The 18214-nt window shown below is 71.9% G+C and carries 15 protein-coding genes; 8 read left to right on the top strand and 7 right to left on the bottom strand.

Annotated elements, in window-relative coordinates; translation table 11 throughout:
• Positions 1-119: 119 nt before the first annotated feature.
• The 3 genes from AB0M88_RS30870 (at position 120) to AB0M88_RS30860 (ending at position 3535) form a co-directional block, all read left to right on the top strand.
• Positions 120-857: a hypothetical protein gene (locus AB0M88_RS30870; RefSeq protein WP_364108451.1), complete on the top strand. Its 738-nt coding sequence runs from the start codon at positions 120-122 to the stop codon at positions 855-857.
• A gap of 11 nt (positions 858-868) precedes the next feature.
• Positions 869-1984, top strand: coding sequence for a hypothetical protein (locus AB0M88_RS30865; protein ID WP_364108448.1), 1116 nt, complete (start codon positions 869-871; stop codon positions 1982-1984).
• Between the two features lie 114 nt (positions 1985-2098).
• Complete coding sequence (locus AB0M88_RS30860) at positions 2099-3535, top strand: nitroreductase/quinone reductase family protein (protein ID WP_364108446.1); 1437 nt, start codon at positions 2099-2101, stop codon at positions 3533-3535.
• Positions 3536-3785: 250 nt separating this feature from the next.
• On the opposite strand, the gene AB0M88_RS30855 is transcribed toward AB0M88_RS30860, so the two are convergent.
• Together AB0M88_RS30855 and AB0M88_RS30850 are read right to left on the bottom strand one after the other, a co-directional pair.
• Complete coding sequence (locus tag AB0M88_RS30855) at positions 3786-4304, bottom strand: hypothetical protein (protein ID WP_364108444.1); 519 nt, start codon at positions 4302-4304, stop codon at positions 3786-3788.
• 491 nt (positions 4305-4795) lie between these two features.
• Complete coding sequence (locus AB0M88_RS30850; protein WP_364108442.1) at positions 4796-7291, bottom strand: peptidase; 2496 nt, start codon at positions 7289-7291, stop codon at positions 4796-4798.
• A gap of 154 nt (positions 7292-7445) precedes the next feature.
• Here AB0M88_RS30850 and AB0M88_RS30845 point away from each other — a divergent pair, with 154 nt between their 5' ends.
• Complete coding sequence (locus AB0M88_RS30845) at positions 7446-8690, top strand: cytochrome P450 (protein WP_364108440.1); 1245 nt, start codon at positions 7446-7448, stop codon at positions 8688-8690.
• Here AB0M88_RS30845 and AB0M88_RS30840 read toward each other — a convergent pair.
• Positions 8650-10134 carry a beta-N-acetylhexosaminidase gene (locus AB0M88_RS30840; protein ID WP_364108438.1) on the bottom strand — a complete coding sequence of 495 codons (1485 nt, stop codon included), beginning with the start codon at positions 10132-10134 and terminating at the stop codon, positions 8650-8652. The genes AB0M88_RS30845 and AB0M88_RS30840 overlap by 41 nt on opposite strands.
• Positions 10135-10159: 25 nt before the next feature.
• Between AB0M88_RS30840 and AB0M88_RS30835 the strand changes: the two genes are divergently transcribed.
• Positions 10160-10711 (top strand): GNAT family N-acetyltransferase, encoded by a 552-nt coding sequence (locus AB0M88_RS30835; protein WP_364108436.1) that lies wholly within the window; start codon positions 10160-10162, stop codon positions 10709-10711.
• Here AB0M88_RS30835 and AB0M88_RS30830 read toward each other — a convergent pair.
• Positions 10702-11178, bottom strand: coding sequence for an NUDIX domain-containing protein (locus AB0M88_RS30830; protein WP_364108434.1), 477 nt, complete (start codon positions 11176-11178; stop codon positions 10702-10704). The genes AB0M88_RS30835 and AB0M88_RS30830 overlap by 10 nt on opposite strands.
• 34 nt (positions 11179-11212) lie before the next feature.
• Positions 11213-12055: an LLM class flavin-dependent oxidoreductase gene (locus AB0M88_RS30825; protein WP_364108432.1), complete on the bottom strand. Its 843-nt coding sequence runs from the start codon at positions 12053-12055 to the stop codon at positions 11213-11215.
• Positions 12056-12110: 55 nt separating this feature from the next.
• On the opposite strand from AB0M88_RS30825, the gene AB0M88_RS30820 reads away from it, so the two are divergent.
• Entirely contained in the window at positions 12111-12671 is a 561-nt protein-coding gene (locus tag AB0M88_RS30820) for a hypothetical protein (protein WP_364108430.1), read from the top strand.
• On the opposite strand, the gene AB0M88_RS30815 is transcribed toward AB0M88_RS30820, so the two are convergent.
• Together AB0M88_RS30815 and AB0M88_RS30810 are read right to left on the bottom strand one after the other, a co-directional pair.
• Positions 12658-13209, bottom strand: a complete 552-nt coding sequence (locus tag AB0M88_RS30815; RefSeq protein ID WP_364108428.1) for an NADAR family protein — start codon at positions 13207-13209, stop codon at positions 12658-12660. The two genes, AB0M88_RS30820 and AB0M88_RS30815, sit on opposite strands and share 14 nt — an antisense overlap.
• Before the next feature lie 129 nt (positions 13210-13338).
• Positions 13339-14319 carry a YafY family protein gene (locus tag AB0M88_RS30810; protein ID WP_364108426.1) on the bottom strand — a complete coding sequence of 327 codons (981 nt, stop codon included), beginning with the start codon at positions 14317-14319 and terminating at the stop codon, positions 13339-13341.
• Positions 14320-14387: 68 nt separating this feature from the next.
• Here AB0M88_RS30810 and AB0M88_RS30805 point away from each other — a divergent pair, with 68 nt between their 5' ends.
• Both AB0M88_RS30805 and AB0M88_RS30800 read left to right on the top strand, forming a co-directional pair.
• On the top strand, positions 14388-15479 hold the full coding sequence (locus AB0M88_RS30805) for a magnesium and cobalt transport protein CorA (RefSeq protein ID WP_364108424.1): 1092 nt from the start codon (positions 14388-14390) through the stop codon (positions 15477-15479).
• 136 nt (positions 15480-15615) lie between these two features.
• Complete coding sequence (locus tag AB0M88_RS30800; RefSeq protein WP_364108422.1) at positions 15616-18177, top strand: lipopolysaccharide biosynthesis protein; 2562 nt, start codon at positions 15616-15618, stop codon at positions 18175-18177.
• The last annotated feature ends 37 nt before the right edge of the window (positions 18178-18214 follow it).

The following is an 18214-nucleotide window of genomic DNA, read 5'->3' as shown; positions in this document are numbered from 1 at the left end:
AACAATGGACCCTTCCCATCGAACCGGCCCTTTTCTTCCGCCCGCGCTCTTTTCTGGCCGTGCGTGATTGGCGACCCACCGCTAGTGGGAATAACGGGCGGGGAAGAAGGAGGAGGCCGATGTCCCCCATACTCATCATCGTCCTGATCATCGTCGTCCTGGTGGTCATCGCCGCGATCGTCTACGGCGTGCAAGCGGGTCGGCGCAAGAAACTGCAGAGCACCTTCGGACCCGAGTACGACCGGGCGGTGGCCGACTCCGGCAACCGGACCGAGGCCGAGAAGGAGCTGCGCGAACGCGAGCGGCGGCACTCCGAGCTGGAGCTCAAGCCGCTGTCGCCGGAGTCGCAGGCGAAATACTCGGCCGACTGGGAAGAGGTGCAGCTCAAGTTCGTCGACGACCCGGGCGAGGCGGTCGGCACGGCCGACGACCTGGTCACCCGTCTGATCACCGAGCGCGGCTACCCCACCCACGACTACGAGGACCGGCTGGCCGACCTTTCGGTCGAGCACGCCCGTACGCTCGGGCACTACCGCGACGCGCACGAGATCAGCGAGCGCAACCGGGGCGGCACAGCGAGCACCGAGGACCTGCGCCAGGCGCTGGTGCACTACCGGGCCCTCTTCGCCGATCTCCTGGGCACCGATCCGGTGCAGTCCCCCGACTCGGCACCGGTTGCCGACCGGTCGAAACCGGTCGAGGTTTCCGATTCGTCCGACCTACCGGAGAGCGGCGCGGATACTGCCGCCGAGCGGTCCGCTGCTGCTACTACTGAGGACACTCCGGAGCCGCCGGCGCCGGCTCCCCGTAAGGCCGCCGACGACACCACCACGACCGCCTCGGACACCAGCCGCTAGGAGCCCCGACCATGCGTTTCTTCTCCAACGAAGCCAAAGAGAACGAAGACGACCGGGAGACCGTCGACAGCGAGAACGATCGCGACCGCGCCGACACCGACGGGGTGGCGGTGCCGCAGCAGCGGATCGGGTCGCCGTGGAGCGACGCGCCCGGTTCCGACACCGCGGAGGCCGAACCGGTCGAGCCGCAGGCGCACGATGACCGCGAGGAAGGCCGCGACGCGGATTCGGACCTGCGCGACGAGTCGCTGCGCCGGGACGACAGCGAGGTGCGCCATGACGGCGACGATCTCGTACGCGACGCCGACTCCAACCGCGGCGACGACCCGCTCGACCTGCCACTCGACGACCGCGATCGGGACGGCGACCACCCGGGCTCGCATCGCGCCGACTCGGAAGCGGCTTCGAACGACTCGGAGGTCTCGAGCGCTTCGGATATTTCGGAGGCCGCCGACACCACCAATGCCGCCGACACCACCAATGCCGCCGACACCACCAATGCCGCTGACGCCGCTGACGCCGCCGACGCCGACGACACGAAGCGGCTCGACGAGGAGCCGGGGGCCGAGCAGCGCGGCGGCACCACGACCACCTACGGCCCGGACGGCTCGATGACCACGGTCGACGACGCCGACGCGGCCACCCGTTCCGAGACGGCCGACGAGCAGCGCGACCTCGACGAGACGGCACCGGTCGGGGCGACGGCGCCGGACGAGACCACGGCCGCGACCGACGGCGAGCGGGCGGCCGAGACCACCGACGACGAGCGGGCGTCGGAGACCGAAAACGCGACCGAGGCCGCGGTGACCCCCGCGGTGCCGGTCGGTGCGGCCGACGCGGCGACCGGGGCCAAGCCCGACCCGAGCGCGTCCCCGGTCGGGGACCGGCTGTTCACCGACGGCGACTCGTTCACCGAGCGGCTGCGCGACATCGCGCTCAACTTCGTCGACAACCCCAAGGAGGCCACCGAGCAGGCGGGCGCCCTGGTCGACGAGGCGATCGACAAGGTCACGAGCGCGCTCAAGTCACAGAAGGACGGCCTGGCCGGTGACGGCGACGACACCGAGCGGTACCGCGTCGAGCTGCGGGGCTACCGGGACATCCTGAAGCGGATCACCTCACTCTGAGCGCACGGACCGGCGCGGAGGCGAACTGTCTCCGCGCCTTTCTGCACGGCTCAATCCGCGTACGCCCGGAAAGCTGACGCCCGTTGTCAGCTTTCGCCGGATAGCTTGGCCGGTGTGCGTGCCGGCCGTTTGGTTTCTCTCCTGCTGTTGCTGCAGACGCGTGGGCGGATGACAGCGCAGGCGATCGCCGATGAGCTCGAGGTTTCGGTGCGCACGGTCTACCGCGACGTCGAGTCGCTCGGGGCGGCCGGCGTTCCGATCTATGCCGATCGGGGCCCGACGGGCGGCTATCAACTGCTCGACGGCTATCGCACCCGGCTCACCGGCATGACGTCGGACGAGGCGGGATCGCTCTATCTGGCCGCCATGCCGGGCCCGGCGGCCGAGCTGGGGCTCGGCTCGGTCCTGGCCGCCGCGCAACTCAAGCTGCGCGCGTCGCTGCCGGGTGAGCTGGCGGAACGGGCCGATCGCGTACGCGAACGCTTCTACCTCGACGCACCCGGATGGTTCCGGGCCGACGAGCCGACGCCCTACCTGTCGATCGTCGCCGACGCGGTGTGGAGCGGGCGGCAGTTGGAAATCCGCTATCGGCGGTGGAAAGCGCCGCGCGAGGTGACCCGCACGCTCGATCCGCTCGGGGTCGTGTTGAAGGCCGGCCGGTGGTACCTGGTGGCCGGGTCGGCGACGCGGACCGCGACCTACCGGGTGACGAACATTCTGTCGGCCTCGCTGCTGCCGACGCCCGTGGAGCGGCCGGCCGATTTCGACCTGCCCTCGTTCTGGCGGGAATGGACCTCCCGCTACGAACAGAGCGTGTACCGGATGTCGGCGACCGTCCGGATGACCTCGGCGGCGCTCGACCGGATGGCGTTCGTGTTTCCGCCCGAGATGTCCCGGCAGGCGCGGGCGGCGGCCTCGGGGCCGGACGCGTCCGGCTGGCTGGTGACCACGGTGCCGATCGAATCGGTGCGGCACGGGCACATCGAACTGCTGAAGCTCGGCGATTCGGCGGAAGTGTTGTCGCCGCCGGAGCTTCGGGCGCTGTTCGCACGGACGGCTCGCGGGCTGGCCGCGCTCTACTCGAACGTTCCCGACTCGAACATTCCCGACGAGAGAGGATATTTCATGACGATGCCGGATGACCAGTTGGCGTACAACCGGCAGCTGATCTCGGAGTTCCGGGCCGATGGTGGCAAGTCGATGGCAAATCGGCCGTTGTTGCTGCTCACGACCCGCGGGCGGCGGACCGGCGAGGAGCGGACGAGCCCGATGATGTACGTGCGGGCCGCATCCGACGACCGGCTGCTGGTGATCGCGTCCAACGCGGGCGCGACCAAGCATCCGTCGTGGTACCTGAACCTGATCGCCGAGCCGGCGGTCACGGTGGAGCTGCCGGAGTCCCGGTTCCCGGCCGTCGCGGCGCCGCTGACGGGCACCGACTACGACCGCGAGTGGTCGATCATCAAGGAGAAGTTCCCGTTCTTCGCCGAGCACCAGGAGAAGGCGGGCGGGCGCCAGATCCCGGTCGTCGCGCTGACCCCGGAGAGTTGACCGTCCCGAGCCCCCCGCGCCGGGCCTGGGGCCTTGGGCCTTGGGCCTCGGGCCTCGGGCCTCGGCTCTTGGATGGCTGACCTTTGCGTGCCCCGCCTCTGACGCCGACGCCTGCCTTTGGCCGGCGGTCAGTTCTGGATCTAGCTGCCGGTCTCAGCGTTGAGGCCCACGCCGGTCCTCAGCCGGCGGTCAGTTCTGGATCTGGCCGCCGGTCTCAGCGTTGAGGCCCACGCCGGCCCTTGGCCGGCGGTCAGTTCTGGATCTGGCTGCCGGTCTCAGCGTGGAGCGAGCCGTCGCCGATGCCATCACCCGTGCCGCCGCTGTCACCGGAACCGTTGTCGCCGTCGTTGGCCGGCGGCGAGGGCGGAGTGGAATCGTCGCCGCCGTTGCCACCGCCGTCGCCGCTGGTGGGCGGGTCGGTCGAGTCGCTTGGGCTTGCGGACGGGCTGGAGGAGCCGCTGACGGACGGGGACGCCGAAGGGGTGATGTCGGTAGGGCTGCTCGACGGCGTGGCGGACGGGGTGGCCTTAGCCGGGCGGACGTGGGTGCGCGGAGTGACGCCGACCGGAGTGCTGTCGTCGCCGGTCTCATTTCCGCCGCCGGCGGTGCCGCCCATCAGCTGGGTGGTGTCGTCGTGGGTGCGGTCGACCGGCACGGGCGGGCTCGGCGGCGCCACGTCGAACCGGCCGAACTGTGCACCCAGCCACAACGCGGGGCCGAGGCCGACGGCCACGATTGCCCCGAAGAGCGCCATCGGTCCCCGATCCATCAGCGCGCCTCCCCTGTTCCAAGGCGATGATCGCGCCCCGTCCCGGCCGTGAGGTACCCAAACCGGGAAACGGTAAGCGAATTGCCCCTGAGATTATTGTGACCGAAGGTGACGGATTGGTCGCTGGAACGTCGCGGATGCGACGGTGTTGCCGCCATCGCTTTCAGGTACGGCTCAGCAACCGGCCGAAGTTCACGCCGCTTTCCGCATGATCTGAAGCGGATCACGTCGTTTACCAGCCAAAGCGGTCATGTGGTCTGGTACGCGTGCTTAGTGGTCGCTGTTTCTGCGGCCGCTCCCTATGCCCACCCCACCCCAGAACTGGGTGGGTCCAGTCAAGCCGATGGGTACGACACTTTCGGCCGGTTATCCACAGACGGTACGGCCCAGACCTGCCCGGAGGGTTCAGAGCTGCCCGGGGACTCAGAGCTGCCCGGGGACTCAGAGCTCGCCGGAGACAGAGCTCCCCGAGACTCAGAGCTCGCCGAGACTCAGAGCTCGCCGGAAATCGGTGCGGGGGCCGGAACCGGGCCGCCTGAGGTCGGGGTGGCGGCCAGATCGGAAAGGCGTGCGGGCTGCGTCGCCATCTGGGTCGGCACGGTGGCGGGCAGAAGCGGCGCGTCCGTGCGGGACGGCGGCGCGAACGGGGCCGATGCCGGAGCGGGTCCAGGGACGGCTGTGGAGCCGGGCGTGGCTGCGGGTCGGGACGCTGCAGACCCCGGCAAAGCAGACCCGGGGGCGGCTGCGGGGCCGGGAGCGGCTGCGGGGTCCGGAGCGGAGTCCGCCGCGGCGCTGTCGCGTGGGGTGGCCGGGGTGCGGGTGCGGGCCAGGAAGGTGACGGCCTCGTCGAGTGCTGCCCAGCCGCCCTGGAGTTCGTCGGAGTCGAGGGTGGTGCGGAGGTTGAGGACTGTGCCGTCGGCCAGGGTCAGCTCCCACTGGCGGCGGCGGCCCTGCATGACCGCGGCCCGGGTCACGTCGGAATAGGGGAGCAGGCGGGCCGCGGCCGGGTCGGTCTGGGGGCCTCCGGTCGCCCGCAGCACGACGGTCGGGAAGCTGGCCGTGGCCTCGGTCAGCGCGGTTTCGGCCGGTGTCGGCGGGTGGGTGTCGGAGGCCCTCGGCTTGGCGGCCAGGGTGCCGTCGGGGTTGATGCCGGCGGCGGCCAGGCGGGCCAGGCGGCGGCGGGCGTCGCCGTTGCGGGAGCGTGGGAGGGCCGGGAGCAGGAGCAGGCCGGTTTCGAGGACGAGCAGGTCGGTGCGTACGCCGTCGGCCAGCACGTTGACCACGCCGCCGTGGACCGGGACGCGGGCCGGCGGGCGGGCCGGGTCGGGGGCGGCCACCGCCAGGTCGATGCCCAGGGCGGTGAGGCGGGCTCGGGCCAGGTCGACGGTGGCCGGGTCGGCGGCCAGGCGGGCCGGTTCGGCCAGGTCGAGGTAGGCGCCGTCGATGGCGACCAGTTCGGCGGTGCCGCTCCAGCTGTGGCGCCAGCGGGCGGCGCCGCTGCGGAGGGCGGCCAGGGCCAGCAGCAGGGTGATCAGGTCGGTGATGCGGTCGGTGGCCTCGGCCGGGGGCAGACCGGCGAAGACCACTTCGGCCGCCTTGGGCAGGCGGCCGTCGGCGACCAGGTCGAGGACTTCGGCCAGGCCGGGCACCGGGGTGCCGATGGCGTGGCCGATCGCGTGGAGGGCGGCGTCGGCCTCGCGTTCCATCTCGGCCGCGCGGGTGACGCTGAAGAACTCGTCCCAGTCGACGATCGTGCGGCCGGTCGCCGGGAACGCCACCGCCTGCAGCGCGCGGCCGAGGCCGGGCAGATCGGGGATCAGCACGGCGGCCGGCTCGTCGGGAGCCGCGACGGCCGCGAGAGCCGGTGCCTCGACCGGCGACGGCTGGGCCTCGGGAGAGCGCTGAGCCTCCGGAGAAAGGTGGGCTTCCCGAGAAAGCTGGGCCTCAGGAGAAAGCTGGGCTTCCCGAGAAAGCTGGGCCTCAGGAGAAAGCTGGGCCTCAGGAGATGGCTGGGCTTCCCGAGACGGCTGGGTCTCTGGAGACGGCTGGGCGTCGGAAGGGATCAGGGCGGACAGGGCGGTCGCGCGGTCGGCGAGGGGCGGGTGGGTGTCGCCCTCGGGGGCGGGGTCGGGGGTGAGGGTGCGGAGGCGGGCCATCTCGTCGGGGCGGGCGGCCAGCACGCGCAGGAGGCCGCCGAAGACGTCGTGCGGGACGAAGCCCGCCTGCCAGCCGGGGCTCAGGTATTCGGCGTGGAACAGGTGCTGCATCTCTTCGAGGGCGGGTGCGTCGCGGAGCACGGCCAGGGCCGGGCGGGGGCCGGCGAACGCGGCCGCGGCCCGGTCGGCGGCGAGTTCCTGCGCCCAGGCGAACGAGGAGTCGAGGCGGCGATAGAACGAGGCGTAGGCCCTCAGGAGCGGGCCGGCCGGGCTGCGCCGGGGAATGCGCCGGACGATGCGGGTCACGGCCAGGCGGCCCCGGTAGGCCACCGGGGCGAACCGGCCCAGGACCGTGGAGCTGTGGGCCAACTCGTGGGTGATCACGGCGCCGAGGCGGGCGGTGTCCCACGCCTGGAGCAGGGGCAGGCCCAGGTAGAGCTGGCGGGGGCCGCCGCGCAGGCCGATCAGCCGGGAGCGCTCGCCGATCCAGGCCCGCGCGTCGGCGGTCACGGTCACGCCGTCGGGCGGGGCGGCCTGGGCGGTGGCCGCGGCCGCGTCGATCAGCGACCACAGCGCGGGCGCGTCGGAGCGGGTCACCGGCACGCCGGCCGGGGTCGCGTGGCGCACGCGGAGAGCGCGCGCCGTCGCGAACCAGAGCAGCCCGGCGGTGGCGATGCACAGCGGCGCGCCGATCCGCACCGCGGCCGCGGGCGGCAGGAGGGCCAGGACCAGCAGGACTATCGCCAGCGCCGCCACGACCTGGAGCCAGGCGGTCAGCCAGAAGCCGGCGACCAGGGCGGCCGACCTCGTCGCCCGATTGCCCTCGCGCACCCCACGCTCCCCACAAGACGAAGTTGGACCGGATCGGAGGCAACTCTAGGGCGACGGTCCGACGAAACCGGAGACGGGAGGTCCGCCGGAGGGGAGATTTAAGGAAGTTTTCGAAGCCGGTCTCAGGCCGTCACCGAAGGGGATACGGACCGCCATGGTGCCTATCGACCAGAGTCTCCTGTTCACCCTGAAGGGGTACGCCTGGTTACCCGATCTGCGTCGCCGGGCAAATGGGCGGCCGGTTCCCCTCCGGGTGCTGGGTCAGCGGGCGGTCGCGATCGGCGGTCCCGAGGCGGCGCGGTTCTTCTACGCCGAGGGCAACCTTCAGCGGCACACCGCGCTGCCGCATCCGGTGGTGGCGACGCTGTTCGGCCGGGGCGCCGTGCACACCCTCGACGGGCCGGCTCACCGGCACCGCAAGGCGATGTTCGTCGACCTGCTGACCGGCGACGGGGTCGACCGGCTGGCCGCGCTGGCCGAGGAGGAGTTCGAGGCGGCCGCGCGGCGGTGGCGGGGCGGGCCGGAGGTCTCGCTGTTCGACGAGACGGCCCGGATCATCGCGGCCGCGGTGACCCGCTGGGCCGGCGTACCGGAAACCCAGCGCGACCCGGCCGCGCTGCCGGCCGATCTCCTGGCCATGGTTGATGGTTTCGCTTCGCTCGGTCCGCGCCATGCGCGGGCCCTCGCGGCCCGTCGGCGCCGGGAGAGCTGGCTTGCCGCCATCATCGAGGACGTACGCCGTGAGCACGGTCCCCGCAGTCCGCTGACGTCGATCGCGCACCACCGCGAGGACGGGCGCCTGCTGGATCCGCGCACCGCCGCCGTCGAGGTGCTCAACGTCATCCGGCCCGCGACGGCGGTGACGTGGCTCGTCACCTTCGCGGCCCACGCCCTGGATCAGTGGCCGCACCTGCGAAACCACCTGGAACGGGGCGACTACGCCCGGGCCTTCGCCCACGAGGTGCGCCGGTTCTATCCGTTCACCCCGTTCCTCGGCGGGCGGGCGACCCGTGACCTGCGCTTACCGGGTGCTCGTGTGGACGCCGGCACGCTCGTGCTGCTCGACGTCTACGGCCAGCACCACGACGAGCGGGTCTGGCCGGAGCCCTACGCGTTCTGCCCGGAGCGCTTCCTCGGCCGCCCGATCGGCGAATTCGAGCTGATCCCGCAGGGCGGCGGCGATCCGCGCACCGGCCACCGCTGCCCGGGCGAGCAGATCACCATCGCCCTGTTGTCGGCGCTGGCCCGGAAGCTGGCCGCGCTCGACTACTACCTGCCGCCGCAGCGGACCGGGATCGACCTGGGTCGCGTCCCGGCCCGCCCGCGTGACGGCATCCGGATCGTGGTGCCGGTGCCGGTCAGGACTCCCAGTCGATCTCCGGGTCCTGGTGGAAGGTGATGCCCTGGGCCGACCAGCGCGGCCCGAAGGCACCGAGCCGGCGGCTGAACGGCCGCCAGTCGCGGGCCGCCCGCGGCGTCCACGCCACCTCGGCGATCGCCGCGAGCCGCGGGAACGTCATGTAGCAGACGTCGTCGAGGCTGCGCAGCGTCTCCGACCAGAGCGCCGACTCGACGCCGAGCACCGACTCCTCGCCCACGCCGGGCAGGCGTTCGGCCGGGTCCCAGTCGTAGGAGCGCTCGATGCCGACGAGACCGGCCCAGTCGAGGCCGAGCGGGCTCGACTCGTCGTACTTCTCGTATTTCATGTCGAGGTAGGTGCGGTCGGCCGGCGACATGATCACCTGGTGGCCGGCGGCGGCCGCGCGGGCCACGCCGTCGTCGGTCGGCTCGACCCGCCAGTACTGCGGGATCGCGGTCGGCGGCAGGTCGACGGTGGCTATCTCGTGCCAGCCGATGGCCCGCTTGCCGTGCTTGCCGACCAGCGGCAGCACCCGGGTCATGAAGGTGCGGTAGTCCTCGGGCGGGGTGGCGAACGCCTCGTCGCCGCCGACGTGGATGTAGGGGCCGGGGGTCAGCGCGGCGACCTCCCGCAGGACGTCGTCGACGAACTCGTAGGTCTTCTCGCTGCTCGCGACCAGCGAGCTGTAACCGACCTCGGTGTCGGTGCGTGGTTGCGGTGAGCGCCCCTCGGGCGCCAGTTCGGGGTACGCCACCTGGGCCGCGTTGACGTGCCCGGGCATGTCGATCTCGGGGACGATCGTGACGAAGCGTTCCGCCGCGTACGCCACCAGGTCGGTGTAGTCGCCCGCGGTGAGGAACCCCGGTCCCGCGCCGTCGACGCCCGTGCCCGCGCCGCCGCCGACCTCGGTGAGCCGGGGCCGCGAGGCGATCTCGAGCCGCCAGCCCTGGTCGTCGGTGAGGTGCAGGTGCAGGTGATTGATCTTGAACTGGACGATCGCGTCGATATAGGCCCGGAGTTGCTCCGGCGCGAAGAAATGGCGGGCCAGGTCGAGCATCGTCCCGCGGTAGGCGAAGCGCGGCTCGTCCTCGATGCGGCCGCCGGGCAGCGGGATGTCGCCGCCGGTGCCGAGCGGGATCAGCTGCCGGATCGTCTGCACCCCGTTGAACAGGCCCTGAGCGGCCGGGGCGCGCAGCGTGACGCCGTCCGCCTCGATCGTCAGCGAGTAGCCCTCGGGGTTCTTCCCGTCGTCGGCGCCGGTCTCGCCGTCGAGCAGCAGCCTGATCGAGCCGTTCCCGCTCAGTGGGATCGGATGGCCCGAGGCCTCGCGGAGCAGCCCGGCCAGCCGCTCGGCGACGCCGAGGACAGCCGGGTCGGCGGTCACCGCCGTGCCGGCGGTGACAGTGAAGGTCGCGGCCTCGTCGGGCCGCACGGACGCCGGAAGGGGAATGACGTCACCGAGTCGTCTCATGGGAGCGCGCACGCTGGAAACCTTAAACTGTCTTTCCATGTCGATCACGACTCGTCGCGCCGGATCACACGACGCACATCTCCTGCATGACCTGGCCGCGCGTACGTTCGCCCTGGCCTGCCCGCCCGGAACCCGCCCGGCCGACGTCGACGCGTTCATCGCGCTGCACCTGTCGCGGGAGCGTTTCGCCGACTATCTGGCCGACCCGGCCCGGATCCTGCTGATCGTGGCCCACGACGACGAGCCGATCGGCTATTCGATGCTGGTCGGCGGCCCGATCGCCGACCCGGGCGTGGCCGCGGTGGTGGACGCGGCGGCGGACGCCGCGACCAGCATCGAGCTCAGCAAGTTCTATCTGACCGAGGACCGGCACGGCTCGGGGGCGGCGGCCGCGCTGATGGCGGCGACCCTCGACGAGGCCGCCCGCACCGGCGCGAAGTCGTGCTGGCTCGGGGTCAACCAGCAGAACGTGCGGGCGGGAAAGTTCTACGCGAAGCAGGGCTTCGAGGTGGTCGGCGAGAAGAGATTCCTGGTCGGGTCGGAGCTGCACCACGACTTCGTGCGGCTGCGCCCGCTCGATCAGGGCTGACCGGCGAACCAGGCCGCCTCGCCCGGGGTCAGGGCCGTCTCGATGCGGCGGCGGGACAGCTCGGTGACCGGCGGCAGGGCGTCCAGCGCGTACCAGCCGACCTGCAGCGACTCGTCGTCGTTGACCCGCGCCTCGCCCCCGACCGGGCGGCAGCGGAACGTGATGTCGACGTACTCGCACCGGTCGCCGTTCGGATAGGTGTACGGCGGATGGGTGAAGACGCTGGTGATCCGCTCGGTCACCACGTGCACGGCCGTCTCCTCGTAGACCTCGCGGACGACGGTCTCGGCCGGCTGCTCGCCCGGGTCCATCGAACCGGCGATCAGTTCCCAGGAGCCGTCGTCGGACCGCTGGCCGAGCAGCACCCGGCCGGCGGCGTCGAGGACCACCGCGCTGACCCCGGGCAGGAGCAGGAGGCGTGACCCGAGGTCGGCGCGCAGGCTCTTGACATACGGCGAAATCGGCATATCGGGCACGCTAGCCCGGCGGCACAAGGCGGAGTCAGTCGATCAGGGGACGGACCCGGTCGGCGGCGAAGCGGACGAAGCCGGCCGCCGAGGGCTCGTCGGGCAGTGGGTTGAGGATGACCCGGGTGGCGCCGGCCGCGGCGAACTCGCGGACGCCGTCGGCGATGGTGGCCGGCTCGCCGCCCACGCCGATGTACGACTGGCCCCAGTGCTCGGCGGCGGCCCGCAGCCGGGCGGCGGCGTTGGGGCCGCTCGCCACGGGAACGAAGACGATGACGTCGTGGCCGCCGGCCGGGGCGATCAGCTTGCACGCCGCGGCCACGTCGGCCGGGGAAGTGCCGCCGGACAGGACCGTGCCGTCGCCCGTCTCGCCGGCCAGGGCCAGCGTCTTCGGGCCGGTCGCGGCGACCAGCAGGCCGGGCGCGGGAGTCGGCGGGTGGTCGAGTCTGACGGCGTCGAGGTGGACGTAACGGCCGTCGATCGTGACGGTCCGGCCGTGCAGCAGGGAACGCAGCGACGACGCGTACTCCCGCAGGAGCGTGAGCGGCGATGCCGCCCGGACCCCCACCTGGCCCATCCATTCCTGAACGCCGTGGCCGATGCCGGGCATCGCCCGGCCGCCGAACATCCGGGCCATCGTGGCGATCTCCATCGCACAGAGCGCGACGTTGCGGAACGGCACCGGCATGATGCCGATGCCCACCCGCACGTTCGTCGTCCAGGCGAGAGCGGCCGTGGCCGCGGCGACGCCGCCGTTGAGGAAGCAGTCCTCCCAGAGCCAGAGTTCGTCGAGACCGGCCTGGTCGGCGGTGGTCGCGACTTCGCGCAGGGTCTCCGGCGGGTTCTGCGGAAGGGTGATGGCGCCCAGAATCGTCATGCCACCATTCTGCCCATTTCGTCGATCATCGAGGGGGCGCGGTAGTCTCTCGCGAGTGCTCCGACGCGCGCTTCTCCTCCTGCTGCTCCCGCTGATCCTCGGTGCCTGCGGGGTGGCGGGCCGGCCTGGGGCGTCGCCGTCGGCCGCGCCCGTGCCGCCGATCGTCGATGCTCCCCTGCTGCAGCAGTGGTCGGCCTGGAGCACCACCCCGCGCGGCGGTGCGCACTGCTCGTTCGACAAGCAGTCCGACCTCTGGTTTGTCGCCGCCCCCTCCGGGCAGGCCTCGGCCAACTGGGGATGCAACGTGCCGGCCGGCGCGTCGCTGCTGGTGGTGGCCGCCTCGATGTCGGGCGTGACGCTGCCGATGTGCTCCCGCGACTACACCGAGCAGGTCGGCGTCGACGGGTCGGCCAGTCTGGACGGTCAGCCGGTCGCGCTGCGCTGGCTGGGCCCGGTCGACGCGGACGCCAGCCCGGGCCCGCGCACGCTGCCCGAGCGCACGTGCGCGCTGACCGGCATCACGGTGCCGCTGACCGAGGGCTATCACACGCTGATCACGCAATACATCCTCCGGGGCACGATGGGCACCGTGACGATGGACGTCAACGCGACCTGAGCTGCTCCCGGGCCCGCATCAGCGCGAAGCCGAGCAGGTTGAGCCCGCGCCAGCGGACCGGATCGGACGCCCGCTCGTCGGAGGCGGCCAGGCCGATGCCCCAGACCCGGTCGGTCGGGCTGGCCTCGACCAGCACCCGGTCGCCGGTGCCGACCAGCCACGCCCGCAGGTCGTCGCTCTGCCCGAACTTGGCCACGCTGCCGGTGACCACGATCTCGAAGCGCTCGGCCACCCACTTGCGGTCGTCGAAGCCGGCCACACCGCGGCCCAGCATCTTGGCGTCGCGGGGATGCTCCGCCTCGAGAATGCGCTCGGCCATCGCGGTGTCGCCGAACAGGGTCGCCTTGCGCCACATCATGTAGTGCTCGGCGGTGCGGAAGCGCACGGCGTCGATCGTGAACTCGGCCGGCCACCACTGACTCAGGCAGCCGCGGCCCAGGCGGCCGTCGGGCTGCGGCCGGTGGCCCCAGAAGAAGAGGTATTTCACCGGGCCGGTCAGCGCGATCAGCTCGTCGACACTGCGCGGGACATCGGTCACGGCGCCCAGTATCCGGGACTCACCGACGGCACGGCATCCGGTTTCCGGGATCCGAAGTAGACCAGTTGATTCTTATATAAGCCTTCGCTGAAACAAGCGGAAAGTTGTCGCACCCGTTGACTAGTTTCATCACTGCGGATCGGCGCCACGGGGGCGCCGATCCGTGGCACCAAGCAACAGTTCGCCGGTGGCCCGCACCCGATCGTCCAGGGCGGGCGGCGACTCGACGGTGAAGGGCGCGCCGACCACGCCGAGCACCATGACCGGCCAGCTCAGATCGTCGACGCTCATCCGCAGCCGGCACCTCCGATCGTCCAGAGGCTCGACGTTCCCCCAATAGCCGACCACGGCCCGCACCCGCTCGGCCGGAGCCTCCAGCAGGAGCGACACCTCGTGCCGGGTCGGGATCGCCGCGATCCGCGACCGCAGCCAGGCGACCGGGTCGCCGCCCGGCAGCTCGCGCGGACGAAAGCGGGCACCGGTCATCGCCGGTTCACTGAGCCGGTCGACGCGAAAACTGCGCCAGTCGCCGCGGTCGAGATCCCACGCCACGAGATACCAGCGGCGGCCGAGCGAGACCAGCCGGTGCGGCTCGACGTGGCGGGCGGTCGTCTCGGCCTCGCGTGCCGTGTAGTCGAAGCGCAGCCGCTCCTCGCCCCGGCAGGCCAGCGCGATCGTGGTGAGCACGTCCGCGTCGAGGGTCGGGCCGCCACCGAAGCCGCCGGGCGCGGTTGCCACCCGCAGCGCGTCGACGCGGCGGCGGAGGCGCGGCGGGAGCAGCTGGATGACCTTGGCCAGGGCGCGTACGGAAGTCTCCTCGAAGCCCGCCACCGCGCCGGCCGCCGCCGTCCGCAACCCGACCGCGATCGCCACCGCCTCGTCGTCGTCGAGCAGCAGCGGGGGCACCGCCGCCCCGGCCTGCAGCTGATAGCCACCGGCGACTCCCCGGCTGGCGTCCACCGGATAGCCCAGCTCGCGCAGCCGGTCGACGTCGCGCCGCAGGGTGCGCTCGCTCACCTCGAGCCGCCCGGCCAGCTCCGGGCCGGCCCAGTAGCGATGGGTCTGGAGCAGCGACAACAGGCGCAGCATGCGGGCACTGGTGTTGGCCATGACACCAGGGTGCCGGAGATTGCGGTCAGATTGTGTCCTGTGTCGCGCCCGACCGCTACGGTCATGCCATGCTCGGGTCCGAACTCATCCCGCGGGCGCTCGGCCGCCTGATCGAGGGCATCGCCCCCCGCGACCGGCCGGCCCCGGCCGCCCGGCGCCGCCCCAACCCCGACGCGATCGTCGACTGCGGCGTCTACGCCTCCGGCACCCGCCGGCCCGAGCGGCCGCACTTCACCGAGGCGGCCCGGCAGGCCCGCCGGCAGCGGGGCGCCTTCGTGTGGCTCGGCCTGCACGAGCCCGACCGGGCGACCATGCGGACGGTCGGCGAGATCTTCGGCCTGCACGAGCTGGTCGTCGAGCAGACGATCGACCCCGGGCACCGGCCCCTGGTCGACACCATCGGCGACACCACCCGGCTGGTGCTGCGCACGGCCCGCTACGTCGAGCACGACGAGCTGACCGCGACGTCCGAGGTGGTCGACACCGGCGACGTCACGGTGCTGGTCGGCCCCTGGTTCGTCATCACGGTGCGGCACGGCGCGGCCGGCGCGCTCTGGCCCGTACGCCGTGACCTCGAGAAGCGCCCGGCCGCGCTCCGGCAGGGCCCGTGGGCGGTGGCGCACGCCGTGGCCAACCAGATGGTCGACGAATATCTCGCGGTGGCCGACCTGGTCGAACGCGACCTGGAACGGCTCGAGGAGGAGACCTTCGCCGCCCAGCGCAGCGCCGGCATCGCCCACTTCTATCAGCTCAAGCGGGAGATGGTGGAGTTCAAGCGGGCGGTGCTGCCGCTGCAGGAGCCGCTGGCCCGGCTGGTCGAGGTGGCCGAGCCGCCGGCTGCCCTGCGCCCCTACTTCGCCGACGTGCGGGGGCGCCTGGCCCGGGCGGTCGACCGGGTGGCCGGCTTCGACGACCTGCTCAACTCGATCCTGCAGGCCCGGCTGGCCCAGGTGTCGGTCGACCAGAACAACGACATGCGGATGATCGCCGCGTGGGCCGCCATCGCCGCCGTGCCGACGGTGATCGCGGGCCTGTACGGCATGAACTTCGAACACATCCCCGGGCTCGGGTCGCCGTACGGCTTCTCGGCGGCGGTCGTGGCGATGGCCGTGATCTGCGGAGGCCTCTACTGGCGTTTCCGTCGGTCCGGCTGGCTGTAACTTAAAGTAACTGTTAGCACCAACCCCAATTGCCCCATTCCTCAGCCATTCGGCCAGGTAACCACGCTGACAGGTAACCGATCTTCCGGCCGCTTCGCCCTACCCGAGATATACGGCGAGTAATTACGGTTGTCGAGTGACCGCCACCGAGGCTCGATCCCACCGCGCCCCCGCCCTCCCCCGGACGGGACTGCCCGGCCGCCTGCGCGGGCACGTGGACCTCTTCCTCAACGCCGGCTCGCTGATGGCGACCACGTTGATCACTTCACTGTTCGGCTTCGCGTACTGGTGGGTGGCGGCGCGGATCGCGCCCGCCGCGGCCGTCGGCCAGGCCTCGGCCGCCGTCTCCGCGATGACGCTGATCGGCACGATCGGCATGTTCGGCATGGGCACCATGCTGATCAGCGACCTGCCGTCGCTCAAGGACCGCAAGTGGGACCTGATCTCGACCTGCCTGATGGTCGCCGGCACCGCCGCGACCATCGGCGGCGTCCTCTACGTGATCGTGGCCCACCTCTACCTTCCCGGGCTGCGAAACAGCACTCCGGCGACCATCCTGCTGGTCGCCGGAATCGCGCTCAACGCGATCACCCTGGTGCTCGACGAGGCCCTGGTCGGGCTGCTGCAGGGCCCGTTGCAGCTGATGCGCAACGCCTGGTTCTCGGTGATCAAGCTGGTGCTGCTCGGCGCGGCCGCGCTGCTGCCGTTCACCCTCAACGGCGGCGAACTGCTGCTGACCTGGGTCGCCGGCATCGTGCTGTCGACCGCGATCCTCGCCCGGGCGCTCCGCCGGCGCGGCCTGATCGACTCGCTGCGGCCGCGGCTGTCGCTGCTGCACGGGCGTGGCCGGGCCGCCTTCGACCACAACCTGCTCAACCTGGCGACCTATCTGCCCCGGGCCGCGCTGCCGCTGGTCGTCACCGCGGTGCTGTCGGCCGAGGCCAACGCTTCCTTCTACACCGCGTTCATGGTGCTGTCGTTCCTGGCCATGGTGCCGGGCAACATCGCGCTCACCCTGTTCGCCGTGACCAGCGGCGACCGGGCCGCGCTGCGCTCCAAGGTACGGGTCGGCCTGGCCCTCTGCCTGGGCGGCGGCCTGCCGGTCTCGCTGCTGGTGGTCGCTCTGGCCGGCCCGATCATGTCGGTCTTCGGCCACGCCTACGCGGCTTCCGCGACGACGGCGCTGCGCATCCTGGCCCTCACGTACGTGCCGTTCGTCTTCCACCACTTCTTCCTGGCCGTGTCGCGAGTGCAGAACCGGGTCCGCGGCGCCGGAATCTTCTCGGTCTTCGCCGGCGCCGCCGAACTGCTGGCCGCCTGGTACGGCGGCAGCCGGGGCAGCCTCACCGACCTGGTCGCCGCAGTCGCCATCGTGATGGGAATCGAGACGCTGCTCGTAGCCCCGACCGTCCTGCGGGTCGTTTTCACCACCACCGACGAGCCCGGAGTCAAGGTCATGTCGACGACCCGTCTCACCGTCCACGAGCGGGCCTGGCTGCCGCTCGAATACATCCGCACGATCGGCCCGCTGACCGGGGTCAACGCGCCCCGCCTCCGGCTGGCCCTGCTCGGCCTCTACCAGGAGGACCCGAAGCACCGCGCGGTGTCCCGGCTCGACCGGTCGAGCGGCCGCTGGCAGCACCTCTACGCGTCGGAGATCGGCCCGTACATCGAGGAAGCGGTCACCGACCTGGGCGACGGGCCGGTCGACTTCGACGCGATGACACGGCAGCTGCAGGCCGAGCCGCGCGGGCACCACCCGGTGCGGATCCTGGTCGGTGGCGGCTACGTAGCGATGAAGGTCTCGCACGCGTACGGCGACGCCGGCCCGGTCAACGTTCTGCTCCACGAGCTGGTCGACGCGGCGTCCGAATACCGCCCGGCCCGCGTCCCGCCGCTCGCCCGGCCCCGGTTGGCGCTGTTCAAGGCGTGGTGGAAGCAGTTCGGCACCAAGCCCGGACGCTGGAAGACCGGCCTCAGCTTCACCCGGCCGCCGGCCCACGAGGAGACCGCGATGCGGCCCTGGCGGCCCGACCTGACGGTCCGCACGGCCCGGTCGGCCAAGGTGCTCAAGCAGATGCGGGCCTGGCGCGACGAGTACGCCCCGGGAGTCACCACCTCGGCGATCACGTTCGCGGCGTTCACGGCCGCTCTCGGCGAACTCGGCTTCGACCCCGACCTCTCCGGCGGCACCTTCCTGGCCGACGCCCGGCGCTACCTGGCCGACGGCACGATCATCGACAGCAACTTCTGCTTCGGGCCCTACCTGTCGCCGGACAACCTGACCGACCCGATGGCGATCCACACGACGATCAAGTCGGAACTCGGCACCGGCCGCATCCTGACGATGATGATGCTGCGTACCGGCAAGATCGGGCTGCTCGGCGCCCCCGGAATGCCCGACGCGTTCCCGTCGCAGATCACGGTCCGGCCCCGCCCCCGGCTGACCTTCAGCAACCAGGGCCGGCACGACACGCTCGGCGACCTGGCCTGGGCGACCGAACCGGCCTGGCGGGTCAACCAGAGCGTGCCGACACTCAACGGCCCGGAGGGCATCACGCTGACAACCAGCGAGATGAACGGGGTCCTGCACATCGAGGCGACGTTCCACGCCTCGACCTTCGACGCCGGCCTGGTGGCCCGGGCGCTCGAACTGGTCTGCACCGATCCGGCGGCCCTGATCATGGCCCGCCGGTAAACGAGCCGCGCCCGGCCGGCTGGGGGCAGTACCGGCC

Source organism: Actinoplanes sp. NPDC051411, assembly GCF_040682075.1.
Taxonomy (GTDB): domain Bacteria; phylum Actinomycetota; class Actinomycetes; order Mycobacteriales; family Micromonosporaceae; genus Actinoplanes.
This window is presented reverse-complemented; position numbering and strand designations above follow the sequence as displayed.

What these genes read in the sequence shown, in the direction of transcription:
- AB0M88_RS30870 (WP_364108451.1), top strand. Translation starts at nt 120, where the DNA reads ATGTCCCCCATACTCATCATCGTCCTGATCATCGTCGTCCTGGTGGTC.
- AB0M88_RS30865 (WP_364108448.1), top strand. Translation starts at nt 869, where the DNA reads ATGCGTTTCTTCTCCAACGAAGCCAAAGAGAACGAAGACGACCGGGAG.
- AB0M88_RS30855 (WP_364108444.1), bottom strand. Translation starts at nt 4,304, where the DNA reads ATGGATCGGGGACCGATGGCGCTCTTCGGGGCAATCGTGGCCGTCGGC.
- AB0M88_RS30845 (WP_364108440.1), top strand. Translation starts at nt 7,446, where the DNA reads ATGGTGCCTATCGACCAGAGTCTCCTGTTCACCCTGAAGGGGTACGCC.
- AB0M88_RS30835 (WP_364108436.1), top strand. Translation starts at nt 10,160, where the DNA reads ATGTCGATCACGACTCGTCGCGCCGGATCACACGACGCACATCTCCTG.
- AB0M88_RS30830 (WP_364108434.1), bottom strand. Translation starts at nt 11,178, where the DNA reads ATGCCGATTTCGCCGTATGTCAAGAGCCTGCGCGCCGACCTCGGGTCA.
- AB0M88_RS30825 (WP_364108432.1), bottom strand. Translation starts at nt 12,055, where the DNA reads ATGACGATTCTGGGCGCCATCACCCTTCCGCAGAACCCGCCGGAGACC.
- AB0M88_RS30810 (WP_364108426.1), bottom strand. Translation starts at nt 14,319, where the DNA reads ATGGCCAACACCAGTGCCCGCATGCTGCGCCTGTTGTCGCTGCTCCAG.
- AB0M88_RS30805 (WP_364108424.1), top strand. Translation starts at nt 14,388, where the DNA reads ATGCTCGGGTCCGAACTCATCCCGCGGGCGCTCGGCCGCCTGATCGAG.